This is a genomic window from Acinetobacter sp. 18QD2AZ41W, from assembly GCF_009829025.1.
GTDB classification, from domain to species: Bacteria; Pseudomonadota; Gammaproteobacteria; order Pseudomonadales; family Moraxellaceae; genus Acinetobacter; species Acinetobacter pseudolwoffii.
Map to the genome: position 1 here is coordinate 407,208 of NZ_WURP01000002.1, position 12,263 is coordinate 419,470.

General features: G+C 43.5%; 11 protein-coding genes and 2 tRNA genes. 4 read left to right on the forward strand and 9 right to left on the reverse strand.

Features of this window, described 5'->3' with window-relative positions; translation table 11 throughout:
* The first annotated feature begins 62 nt into the window (after positions 1 to 62).
* Positions 63 to 1,298 (forward strand): multifunctional CCA addition/repair protein, encoded by a 1,236-nt coding sequence (locus tag GVV58_RS04935; RefSeq protein WP_074383390.1) that lies wholly within the window; start codon positions 63 to 65, stop codon positions 1,296 to 1,298.
* 92 nt (positions 1,299 to 1,390) lie between these two features.
* Here GVV58_RS04935 and epmA read toward each other — a convergent pair whose 3' ends face one another.
* From epmA to greB, 5 genes are all read right to left on the reverse strand, one after another.
* Complete coding sequence (gene epmA / locus GVV58_RS04940) at positions 1,391 to 2,365, reverse strand: EF-P lysine aminoacylase EpmA (RefSeq protein WP_159516093.1); 975 nt, start codon at positions 2,363 to 2,365, stop codon at positions 1,391 to 1,393.
* A complete protein-coding gene (locus GVV58_RS04945) occupies positions 2,362 to 3,429 on the reverse strand; it encodes a 4-phosphoerythronate dehydrogenase (RefSeq protein WP_159516094.1) in 1,068 nt (355 codons plus the stop codon). Before GVV58_RS04945 ends, epmA begins: the two co-directional genes overlap by 4 nt.
* Positions 3,430 to 3,608: 179 nt before the next feature.
* Positions 3,609 to 3,698, reverse strand: a tRNA-Ser gene (locus GVV58_RS04950).
* A 258-nt stretch (positions 3,699 to 3,956) separates the two neighbouring features.
* Positions 3,957 to 4,046 (reverse strand) — tRNA-Ser (locus tag GVV58_RS04955).
* A gap of 88 nt (positions 4,047 to 4,134) precedes the next feature.
* Positions 4,135 to 4,629 carry a transcription elongation factor GreB gene (gene greB / locus GVV58_RS04960; RefSeq protein ID WP_005097688.1) on the reverse strand — a complete coding sequence of 165 codons (495 nt, stop codon included), beginning with the start codon at positions 4,627 to 4,629 and terminating at the stop codon, positions 4,135 to 4,137.
* A 362-nt stretch (positions 4,630 to 4,991) separates the two neighbouring features.
* Between greB and GVV58_RS04965 the strand changes: the two genes are divergently transcribed.
* Positions 4,992 to 6,107 carry a transglycosylase SLT domain-containing protein gene (locus GVV58_RS04965; RefSeq protein WP_005097690.1) on the forward strand — a complete coding sequence of 372 codons (1,116 nt, stop codon included), beginning with the start codon at positions 4,992 to 4,994 and terminating at the stop codon, positions 6,105 to 6,107.
* 96 nt (positions 6,108 to 6,203) lie between these two features.
* Here GVV58_RS04965 and GVV58_RS04970 read toward each other — a convergent pair whose 3' ends face one another.
* Positions 6,204 to 6,590 carry an SCP2 sterol-binding domain-containing protein gene (locus GVV58_RS04970; protein WP_004280536.1) on the reverse strand — a complete coding sequence of 129 codons (387 nt, stop codon included), beginning with the start codon at positions 6,588 to 6,590 and terminating at the stop codon, positions 6,204 to 6,206.
* 203 nt (positions 6,591 to 6,793) lie between these two features.
* A complete protein-coding gene (ttcA, locus tag GVV58_RS04975; protein WP_005097691.1) occupies positions 6,794 to 7,720 on the reverse strand; it encodes a tRNA 2-thiocytidine(32) synthetase TtcA in 927 nt (308 codons plus the stop codon).
* A gap of 500 nt (positions 7,721 to 8,220) precedes the next feature.
* Between ttcA and GVV58_RS04980 the strand changes: the two genes are divergently transcribed.
* Together GVV58_RS04980 and htpX are read left to right on the forward strand one after the other, a co-directional pair.
* The gene (locus GVV58_RS04980; RefSeq protein WP_005097692.1) at positions 8,221 to 9,093 is read left to right on the forward strand and encodes a lytic transglycosylase domain-containing protein; all 873 of its coding nucleotides are present in this window, start codon (positions 8,221 to 8,223) and stop codon (positions 9,091 to 9,093) included.
* A 175-nt stretch (positions 9,094 to 9,268) separates the two neighbouring features.
* Entirely contained in the window at positions 9,269 to 10,174 is a 906-nt protein-coding gene (htpX, locus tag GVV58_RS04985) for a protease HtpX (RefSeq protein WP_005097694.1), read from the forward strand.
* A gap of 82 nt (positions 10,175 to 10,256) precedes the next feature.
* On the opposite strand, the gene GVV58_RS04990 is transcribed toward htpX, so the two are convergent.
* Positions 10,257 to 10,838, reverse strand: coding sequence for a DUF4112 domain-containing protein (locus tag GVV58_RS04990; protein ID WP_159516095.1), 582 nt, complete (start codon positions 10,836 to 10,838; stop codon positions 10,257 to 10,259).
* Positions 10,839 to 10,912: 74 nt separating this feature from the next.
* Positions 10,913 to 12,253 carry a magnesium transporter gene (gene mgtE, locus GVV58_RS04995; RefSeq protein ID WP_005097697.1) on the reverse strand — a complete coding sequence of 447 codons (1,341 nt, stop codon included), beginning with the start codon at positions 12,251 to 12,253 and terminating at the stop codon, positions 10,913 to 10,915.
* Positions 12,254 to 12,263 lie beyond the last annotated feature (10 nt).

Sequence of the window (12,263 nt, forward strand, 5' to 3'; positions counted from 1 at the left end):
TTTCTTAACTTGAGAAAACCTCTATTCTGTAGCATGATGCTTCTAAGAATAGAGGTTTTTTCATGCAAGTTTATTTAGTAGGCGGTGCAGTTCGGGATCATTTGCTCGGACACCCCTATCACGAAAAAGATTATGTGGTCGTTGGTGCAACTCCGGCGCAAATGCTTGACTTAGGCTATCAGCCCGTAGGCAAAGATTTTCCTGTTTTCCTACACCCCAAAACAAAAGAAGAATATGCACTGGCCCGTACCGAACGTAAATCCGGCACCGGTTATCATGGTTTTGACTTTCATACCGATATCAGTGTGACCCTGGAACAGGATTTGATCCGTCGTGACCTGACCATTAATGCCATGGCGATGGATGATGCCGGTCAGATTTATGATCCTTATGGCGGTCAGCAAGATTTGAATAACCGGGTGCTGCGTCATGTTTCCGATGCTTTTGTCGAAGATCCATTACGGGTGCTGCGAATTGCCCGTTTTGCGGCCCGCTATACCAGTGCAGGTTTTGTGATTGCGGATGAAACTTTAGCACTCATGCAGCGCTTGACGGAATCCGGTGAATTGAATGCATTAACACCGGAGCGGGTCTGGAAAGAAACTTCACGTGCCTTAACAGAACGTCATGCTGATGTGTATTTTGAAGTATTGCGTCAATGTGGCGCTTTAAAAGTCTTATTTCCTGAGATAGATGCCTTATATGGTATTCCGCAACGCCCTGAATATCATCCGGAAATTGACTGCGGCATTCACACCATGATGTCCTTGCAGCAGGCGTGTCGTCAAAACTATAGCCTGGATGTACGTTTCGCCGTTTTAGTGCATGATTTGGGCAAAGCATTAACCCCGGTTGAAGAATTACCGCGGCATATCATGCATGAAGAACGTGGCATCAAGCCGGTCAATGATCTGTGTGATCGCTTAAAAGTACCGACCTATACCAAGCAACTGGCGTTGGCAGTATGTAAAGAGCATCTGAAATGTCATCAGGCATTTAATCTCAAACCCGGTACTTTATGGCGATTATTGCAGCGTCTGGACGTTTTACGTCGTCCCGAGCGTGTCGAAGCTTTTGTACAGGCCTGTGAATGTGATTCACGTGGCCGTTTAGGACTGGAAGATCGTGCCTATCCACAAGCACAATATGTACTTGATGCCATGCAGATAGTACGTGCCATTAAAGCACAAGACCTGCCTGCCGATATTCAAGGCCCGGATATTGGCGAAATGCTGATTGAACGGCGTATTCAGGCACTGGGTGAACTTAAAGCCCAACAAACTGTATCTATTGAATAAAGACAAAGCACCCGAGGGTGCTTTTTTATTGCTTCAATCATTTAGTGCAGAGACCCAGCCCTCTAAAGAGCTTAAGGAAAATCAAATCCCGATCAGGAAATATCCGCCGGGAAACTAATCACTTGCTCCAGTTTCATCTGATTGGTCGCGATCATGAGCAAGCGGTCAATTCCCAAAGCAATCCCTGAACATTCCGGCATATTCGGTAAAGCCGCCAGTAAATACTCATCAATAGGCATAACATGCAGCCCAAGTCTGGCCCGCTCTGCATTATCCGCCTCAAAGCGTGAGCGCAAAACTTCGGCATCAATCAGCTCATCATAGGCATTAGCCAATTCTAAACCTTCGATATACAACTCAAAACGTGCAGCGACCAGTTCCCCATCTTCATCGATTCGGGTTTTCGCCAGAGAGGCCATTTCAGGCGGAAAATCGGTCAGGAATACTGCGGTATCAAAACCGAGACTTGGCTCCACCATATGTGAAAATAACAGGTCGATATAGCCGAGCCGATCCTCACCCAAATCCAGATTCAGACCGACACGGCGACAGCAGTCTTTCAGTTCCTGCAAGGTCGCTTGCAATGGATTAATATCCAGACGACCCATAAAGGCATGTTTATAGCTCAAAATGGTTGGGCGGATTTCAGCAAAACGTGCTTTAAGCGTCACATTAAGCAGATCGGCTACTTCGAACATCAAATCTTTTAAGCTAAAGCCCGGACGATACCATTCCAGCATGGTAAATTCGCTATTGTGCTTACGCCCATGCTCATCATCACGGAAGACTTTACAAATCTGGTAAATAGGCCCGCTGCCACTGGCCAATAAACGCTTCATGGCAAATTCAGGTGAGGTCTGTAAATAATGCGTATGTGCTTTAGCCAGTACATGACGCTGCGCCTGTACTGAAGCCAAATGCACATCGGTCACACCGGCTTGAGATAAAATTGGTGTTTCGACTTCTAATACATCCCGCTCAGCAAAAAATTGACGGATTTGTGCATATAAGGTGGCACGTGCACGCATGGCATTCAGGTCACACGTCGGCTGATAAGTGCTATTCATGCTTTTGGCCCACCATGTGCAGCCCATTCACGACGCAGCGGATAGGTTTTTCTTAAATGATCAAAAGCCTGCTGATCCACTTTGCCATCCTTGACACAAGCACGCAGATTTTGATCATCACGGGCAATATCATAAATTTGCGTTAAATATTGCTTTAGCACCATTTTTAAATCCTGATTTTGGAAAAACTGCTTGCAGACCGGAAGCTGGGTTTCGAACTGTTTATGTGCTGCAAAAGCAAAAGTTTGACAAAAAGCGTCATAGATCATTTGAGTACCACGCGCCTTGCCTTCCAGGCTATAACCGGCAATATGCGGCGTCACCAGCGTCAGCAGATCCAGAAGCTCTGCTGAAATAACCGGTTCGTGTTCAAAAACATCTAAAATCACGGTTCGTTGTGTCGCTTTAAGATCCTGGATCAGGGCGGCCTCTTCAATCACTGGCCCACGTGCAGAATTAATCAGAATTGCATCAGGCTGCATTTGCACCAATGTAGCCGTATTGAATAAATGGTAAGTTGGATAAAGACCCGTTTGAGTTAAAGGGACATGAATCGAAATCGCATCCGCTTGCTGCAACAATTCATTAAATTCAACTTGATCAACCTGCGCTCTTTGAACCAAAGGATCATAGCCAATCACGCGCCAGCCCAAAAGTTTTGCCATATAAGCCAGACGGGTTCCAACATTACCCAAACCGACTATACCCAGACTAAATGTTGCATTGGCATCTACTAACTCAGGACGTACATGCAGTAATGCGGTAATGACATATTCAGCCACAGCTTGTGCATTACAGCCGGCTGCATTGCTCCACTGAATCCCATGCTGTTCCAATGCAGCAATATCCAGATGATCTGTACCAATAGTGGCACTGCCTACAAACTTGATCGAACTATTCTGTAGCAGTGCTTCATTGACCTGAGTCACTGAGCGTACCAATAATGCATCTGCATCCTGAACATCCTGTGCCATTAAGTTACGGCCTGGACAATGACGAATGTCTGCAAATTCAGAAAAGAAATAATCGGTAAATGCCAGATTTTCATCTGCGACAATTTTCATAATGAGATCCATATGATGCTTGGGCATATGATAGCGCGTTGATGTCTCTGACTCTATATTTGGCACATGCGTCCATTTTTCAAGTTTTAAGCTATGAGCTGGTTATTGATGAATAAAGTATTGAATCGTTGCTGCCTAAAAAGAAAAACCCCAATCTTTCGACTGGGGTTTTTAGAATTTGGCGGAAGCGGTGAGATTCGAACTCACGGAGGACTCACACCCTCGTCGGTTTTCAAGACCGGTGCATTAAACCGCTCTGCCACGCTTCCTTGGCCGCCATCATATAAATAAATCGGATTTTTGGCAATAAAATTTAGCAAAACTTTTAGCAAAAGCTGTTCATTCAGTTAAAAATCAGTCGAAACAAAAGCTGAAATGTATTTTTATTTAAAGAAGTTAATACTTAAACGATGCCAAGAGGTATTTAATTCAAGATAAAGCAACGACATGAATCAGAATTAGCTTGATAATGAATATAAAAATAAAGGCATAAAAAAACCCAGTCAATTGACTGGGTTTTTAGAATTTGGCGGAAGCGGTGAGATTCGAACTCACGGAGGACTCACACCCTCGTCGGTTTTCAAGACCGGTGCATTAAACCGCTCTGCCACGCTTCCATGGCCGACATGATATAAACAAAAATCACGCTTGGCAAATATTTTCATGCTTTCACTGCATCAATTGCACAAAATAAAATCAATTCCATTAATTTGCTGAATTTTCTGGTTTTTCATAACGAATTGAATTGATGAACCAGCGTTTCTTTCCAGAAGGTGTCAGCACTTCAGCCTCATCATCTACCTGCTTGCCCAACAACGCACGTGCCATGGGCGAACTGATCGAGATATGCTGCGGATGATGATCATAAATTTCATCGACTCCAACAATACGTAAATTTTTCTGCTCGCCTTCTTCATTTTCAATCTCGACCCAAGCTCCAAAATAGACCTTGCCTTCCTGCTCTGGAGAAAAATCGATGATTTTTAGCTCTTCAAGACGCTTGCCTAGGTATCTGACCCGGCGGTCAATCTTACGCAAAATTTGCTTGTTATATTGGTAATCGGCATTTTCCGAACGGTCGCCGAGACTCGCTGCCCAGTTCACTTTTCTGGTGATTTCCGGACGCTCTTCATGCCAGAGATTCTTAAGTTCTGCCACCAATTTATCGTGTCCACCACGGGTGATTAAGTTGGATTTCATACGTCGTGCTGATCAAATTTTCAGTGTATTAACTTACAAACAGCTTATTTTATTTACCATTTCAAAACAATGAAAAAATTCAAAAAAAAATCACATTATATTTCAGTATCTTAAAATTATTTTTAATAATAATTTGTGTACAAAATTTGACAATCGTTTTTTAGATCATTAATATGCCACCTACTTCCGGAAATGCTTACTTTTTAATCTATGTAGTTTTTCTACATAATGATGCGTAAATCTCTTGTCATTTTGAATGACGTCATGACTGCCCAACCCTTATTGAATTTATCAAACTGTTAAAATTTCTGGCTATGTTGGCTGTGATTTTTAGGGCATAAATTACTTGTAGCGGAGACAACATGCACAGTAGTTCATCCACTGGGTCGAGGCTTTGCCTACGATCTGTAATTTCTTCTCTCCCTTTGAAAGCACTTGTACTGAGCACTGCATTTATTCCCTTTCATAGTATCAATGCAAGTAAGACCACACTTCAGTTTGATCATGTGGTCAATAGCAATAAGCTGACCGTGGTTGCAGTCGAAAATCCGACCACCGTATTTCAGGATGGACAACATCTGCATGGCTTCGGTTATGACCTGGTGCGCAACTATGCCAACAGTCTGAATGTGAAACTGGATTTTAAAATTGTCCCGAATAATGCCACTGCACTGCAATGGGTTGCTCAGGGCAAAGCCAATCTGGCCATGACCACCACCGATTTAGGTGAAATTGAAAATAAGCGCTTGACTTCATTCTCCGCCACCTGTGGTGATCAGTCTATTTTGGTGAGTAATGGCTTGAATACCAATTTAAATCTGGTATTTAAATCTGCCACAGATCCCTTGAGCCAGACTGCTAGTGCTTTTATCTGTAAAGGCAAACAAAGTGGTGCCATCAAGCAGCTTGCTTCATTTTATAATCAGAATGTGGTGAAAGAGGAATCTTGGACAGCCATTCAACGTGATTTGAGCAACCGGTTACCGATCTATAAAGCAAGCTTTAAACAGACAGCGCAGCAATATGATCTAGATTGGCATTTATTAGCTGCCATTGGTTATCAGGAATCTTATCTGAAACCGAACTCAGTCTCTCCGACAGGTGTTCGCGGTTTGATGATGCTGACCAATAGCACTGCTAAAGCAATGGGTGTGAGCAATCGTACCGATCCAGCCCAAAGCATTCAGGGTGGTGCCAAGTATTATGATCAAATGCTGAGCCGCTATGAGCATATTCCTTATCCAGATCGCAACTGGTTTGCACTGGTCGCTTATAATATGGGCCCAGGTGCAGTGAATCAGTTACAAAAACGTATTCAGTCACAAGGCAAGAATCCAAATAACTGGGTCAACCTCTATGCCTATCTGGATCAGAATAAAGCCAATAACGGCCGCTATCGTCAGGCAGTACAATATGTAACCCGTATTCGTGCTTATCTGGAACACATCAAGACCACACCACAATTGGTGAATATCTAAGGTCTGATGAGCTGGATTTTATTCTATCCGGCGATAAAAAAGCTTACCTCAAAGGTAAGCTTTTTTTGTGCTCATTTCAGCTGATGTTCAGCAAAATTAAGCTGTCGTATTTTCAAGTACTTTCTTGAATAGATCTTTTTGTTCCTGACTCGGTTTGGCAGTTTGAAGTGCCATCAATTGAGACATATCACCCTGTACTTTGATTTTACCGGTCATAAATGCCTGCATGGCTGCGGCCATATCAAACTCCAGAAAAACTTTACGTAACGTTTCGCCGTCCATATTCAAAGTCGTTTTGGCATTTGAAGACAAACCTTTTTTAATTGCTCCACCATCTAAAGATAGTTCAGTATTACCTGTAGTGTCCGCTACAACCAAATTAATCGCCAGGTTCGCCAAAGCTGGTGGCAAGTTTAAATCACCAGCTTGCGCAGTAAGTGTTTCTACAGTTGAAAACCAATCATCAGTTAAAAAAGCAGGCATGATCTTTCCTCAAATTATTTGTTCATTTGTGTCGACTATCCAGACGACATCATGTTGAAGCTATTATGCTCGTGCTTTGTTATATCATGATCATTAGCGCAAAGGCTAACGAATTTTGTACGCGTCGTTCAATTTTTGTAGTTCTATTTTTATTTGTTTTTCATACAGACATCAACCCGAAGGCTGATATCTGTGTGCTGAAATTATTCTGCGGCAAAGCCCAGATTGACCATATTAATCCGGCGTTTCTCGCCTTCCAGCGCTTCTTCAGTCGAACAGCTGTCTTTGAAGTCAAATTCGCGCTGGCTGTCCAGCACTTCAAAGTCAAACAATTCACGATCGACCAGCTGTGATGGCGAGACATTTTGCAATGCACCAAAAATACTGTGCAGACGTTTTGGATGTGCCTTATCCCAATCACGTAACATGTCATTGATAATTGCGCGCTGCAGGTTCGCCTGAGAGCCACATAAATTACATGGAATAATTGGAAATTGACGCATTTCTGCATATTTGATGATGTCTTTTTCTTCCACATAAGCCAGTGGACGAATCAGAATGTTCTTTTTGTCAGAAGACAACAGTTTTGGTGGCATGGCCTTCAAGCTGCCGCCATGGAACAGGTTCAGGAAGAAGGTCGCCAGAATATCATCACGGTGATGCCCCAGCGCAACCTTGGTCGCACCAATTTCCTGGGCAAAGCCATACAAAGAGCCACGGCGTAGACGCGAACAGACGGCGCAATAAGTCTTACCTTCCGGGGTCAACTTTTTGGTGATGCTGTAGGTGTCTTTTTCCAGAATGTAATACGGAATGTTATTTTCTTCTAAATAACGTGGTAATACATCTTCCGGGAAGCCTGGCTGTTTCTGATCCAGATTCACCGCCACGACATCAAAGTTGATCGGTGCGATACGCTTGAACTGCAACATGATATCTAACAGGGTGTAACTGTCTTTACCACCTGAAATACACACCATGACCTTATCGCCTTCTTCAATCATTTTGAAGTCACGAATGGCATGTCCGACCTGGCGACGCAGCTTCTTTAACAAACGATAGTAGGCTGAGCTTGTTGGCAGTTCAGGTTTGAAATTAAATCCTTGTTCGGACTCAACTGGCGAGTACATAGACGAGATTCACCCATAAATAAAAATACCGCGCAATTTTAGCCGATTCAGGCCCGCATCGCATCAAAAGAATTTATTTTCATGCAAATGTCATATTAGTTTCATTTTCATGTTTTATTTAGATTGATATATTGAACGTTTCAGTTCAATTAATCAGCAAGATGCCTAGTTTTTGGACTTTTCCACAGTTGTCCACAAAAGCTGTGGATAACTTTGTGGATTGAAACGCACTTGACAAGTTCTTCGTCTCAAAAGATAAGGCTTTTCTTTAAATTGATCACTTTTTAACCAATTTAATTATTAATAAAAATCAACTAGTTAAACCTGTCAACCCTAAGGTTTTAAATTAAATCATATTTTTTTTTCTAACTCTAAAATGTAAAAAATGGCTTGCACTTACAAACTCGTTTATAAATGCAGCGTACAAGTCTTTTCATTCCGTAATTTTTTGTTAAACTCATAATTAAATTTTTCTCGATTGTGTTTACCTAATATAAACAATGAAAATAAATTTGCGTGTTTTGGGGTGTCATGGGATCAGTGCTGTGCTATTGGCGAGTTGTTGCCAGTTGGTCTATGCCGGTCAAACCATTTATCAGTTGCGCGATAGCAATGGCAGCACCTTATTAACCAATAAGAAAAGTCGCTATAACCATCTTCAGGTTGAAAAGAAGACCTATTATCCAGACAGTAATATTCATAGTTATAGCAATTGGGGTTCCAGTGAAGCTTCGGTCTTGCCGAGCTATAGTAGAAATAAAAATGCTTATGATTCGATTATTCGCCAGGCAGCGCAAACCTATGGTGTCTCTGAAGGCCTGATCAAAGCTGTGATGCATACCGAGTCCGGTTTTAATGTACAGGCACGCTCTCCAGTCGGTGCACAAGGCCTGATGCAACTTATGCCGGCGACAGCACGTCGTTTTAATGTCAGCAATGCCTATGACCCGCAGCAGAATATTATGGCTGGGGCCAAATATCTGGCCTGGTTATTGAAACGCTTTAATGGCAATACTACCTTGGCACTGGCAGGTTATAATGCCGGCGAAGGCAATGTGGCCAAATATAAGGGTGTGCCACCTTTTCGTGAAACTCAGGACTATGTCCGCCGTGTCAGCAGCCGTTATCAGAACTTGTACGCACAGGGACTGGGCAGCACCAGTGGTACATATACCGCTTCTTCTGATACTGGTCGTGTCATTGCCAGCTCTGCCAATTATTCAACTGAAACCACGACGGCGTCCAATGTTCAGGCAGCAAAATATCAGCGTCAGATCATTGCACGAGCAGATGGTAGCTTCACTGATGCACCGATGGGTTCTTATGCCACTGCCAATGCGACAGCATCTGCAAAAATATATTTAAGTGAGTAATTTTGAAACAGCTTTGTTTTTAAAGACCTATCTTTCAATATGGACAAAAAACATACTGTCTTTTTGTAGCGAATTGCTATTTTTTTCTTGAAATCTTATCGATTTCACCTCATATTGATTTCAATGATTTACATTCAATAATCAGATTATTTTTCTGTAATAAGAGGATTTCTCAATGATGCGGATTGGTTTGTTCTTGCTAACCAACCTCGCGGTACTGGTTGTAGCTGGCATTATCTTGTCACTCTTCGGTGTCGGTAGTTACCATGGCGCAGGTGGCTTGAATCTAGGCAACCTGCTGGTCATCTGTTTCGTGTTCGGTATGGTTGGCTCAATGATTTCCCTGTTCATGTCTAAATGGATGGCGAAAAAGACCACGGGTACTGAACTGATTGACCCGAATGCACCTCGTAACCAAGCTGAAGCCTGGTTGCTCCATGAAGTTGCACAACTTTCTCAGCGTGCAGGCATTAAAATGCCGGAAGTGGGTATTTTCCCATCTTATCAATCCAATGCCTTTGCCACTGGCTGGAATAAAAACGATGCTTTAGTAGCCGTATCGACTGGCCTGCTTGAGCGTATGAACAAAGACGAGCTTCGTGCAGTATTGGCGCATGAGATTGGTCACGTCGCCAATGGTGATATGGTCACTCTGGCACTGATTCAGGGTGTTGTGAACGCCTTCGTCATGTTCTTCGCACGTGTTGCGGGTGATTTTATTGACCGTAACGTTTTTGGTCGTGAAGAAGGTGAAGCACCGGGTATTGCCTATTTTGTAATTACCATCGTACTGGATATCGTATTCGGTATTCTGGCGTCGTCGATTGTGATGTGGTTCTCCCGTCAGCGTGAGTATCGTGCCGATGAAGCCGGTGCGCGCTTGGCAGGTAAACAGGCTATGATTTCAGCATTATTGCGCTTACAGGCAGAGTCTGAAATGCCAGATGCCATGCCGAAAGAAATGAAAGCATTTGCGATTTCTGCGGGTAAAGAAGAAGGCTTTAGCCTTGCTGCCTTGTTCCAGACGCATCCAAGCATCGAACAACGTGTTGCTGCACTACAACAGCTTGATTGTGCTTAAGTAATACTATTCATTGATTGAAAAAAGCCTGCACTTGCAGGCTTTTTTATTGGATTCAATTATTCATTATTTATATAGGGCTTTATGCGCTGATCCACTGATACAACGCCATCGCACCCCACCCAATCGCAAAAACAAATAGAATTAGGAACAAGGTGCCTAAAATATCCGGGATATGAATCCAGATCCAGGCCACTACGGGATTGCGCCAAAATGCAGATTGCTGCTGTTTGCGTTCCAGGCTTTCATGCAAAAAAGGGTGTACCACATGTCGATCACTGTGAATCTGATATTCTTCGCGAATATGAACATGCACCACATCAAGCGCCTTGCGACTGGGACGAATAAAAATATCAAAAATGGTACCTGCCACTGGAATAAATCCAACCACCGCATCCATCACCGCCAGTTTCATGACCGGATTCAGCTTGGCACTCGGCACCCCAATCTGTTTGGCCTTATGAATGGCATAACAGGTCAATACAAAACCGGCGATATCTCCAGCGACCGGAATCGTACTCAGCGCGGCATCTGCCCCTACCCCTTGCTTGGTAAATGGAATACGTACCACTGAATCCATCATGTTGGCAAACTTGGCCAGATCACGTTCCAGACGAATGACCTCTTGTTGACTCAGTTTTGTTTTTTGTCCAGGCTCAGGCATATGTGATTCCAAAAATAGGGCTGACTTTCATCAGCATAAATTATTTTGAGACCAAAGTTGTAGCAATCTGTGAATTAAAACAATAATTTGGAAGCAACAAATAGATAAATAATCACACCGGTGGCATCACAAATAGAGGTCACCAAAGGTGCAGAGGCACTGGCCGGATCCATCTTAAACTTGTTCAGAATAAAAGGCAGACTCATGCCGATCAGGCAGCCCATCAGCACAATGCCGAGCATACTGATCGCCAGAACCACAGCCACCATGATATCCCCTCGGACATAACCCAACACCGAGACAGCCAGTGCCATGGTACCACCCAGACACAACGCCACCAAGGTTTCCCGGCTGAGCAGGCTAAACCAGTCTCTAAACTCTACATCACCGGTGGCCAAAGCACGCACCATCAAGGTCGCCGACTGCGAGCCGGCATTACCACCACTGCCCACCAGCAATGGCAGAAAAAAAACCAGAACAATATGCGCGGCAATGGTCTCTTCATAATGTGCAATGCCAATGCCGGACAATAGACTGCCAAAGACCAGAATCACCAGCCAAGATACGCGCTTCTGGTACAATGTAAAAATAGGCGCAGTTTTTAAACTTAACTCAGTTAAGGGCTCAACCGCCCCTGACTTTAAAATATCCTCGGTGGTTTCGGCTTCCATGATGTCCATGGCATCATCATAAGTGACAATTCCAAGAATTTTTTTATGCTCATCGACAATCGGCAAAGCCATAAAATCATAATAGGTTAAAGTTTTTGCGACGTCTTCTTGGTCATCCCCAATCTTGGCGTAAATCACATCTCTTTGCATGATCTCGGCAATGCTGGTTTCAGGACTGGCCTGAATCATCTGCCTTAAAGAGACTACCCCGATCAGCTGGTCCTGCTCATCAACAATATAAATCAGATACAGGGTTTCCTGATCTGCGGCCACCACACGCAACATTTGGATAGCGTCATGAATCGACAGATCCTGATGCAAAGAAACAAAACTGGAGCTCATCAGCGCACCAGCAGTCCCTTCAGGATAAATCGCCAGATCTTTTAGGGTTTGCCGACTCGCTTCGGACAATTTTGCCATGAGCTGCTGCTGCAGCTGTGGAGAACATCGCTTATAAACATCGACAAAGTTGTCCGAATCGAGCGCATTTAAAATCGCAATAATCTGTGCGACCGGTAATTGCTCAGCCAGACTGACTTGTTGGCTGAGTGGCATAAACTCGAATACCCGGCTCGGTTCTTTGAGTTCCTGAAAAATCCGGATCTGTTCTTCTAACTTCAAACCTTTTAAAATACTGGCCTGATCGGCGACATTCAGCTCATTTAATAAGCCAATCGCCATAGCATGGTTTTCAGAACGGATCTGTTGTTGAATATGCTGTATTTTTTCTGAAATTTTCGGCATAGGCAGTCCA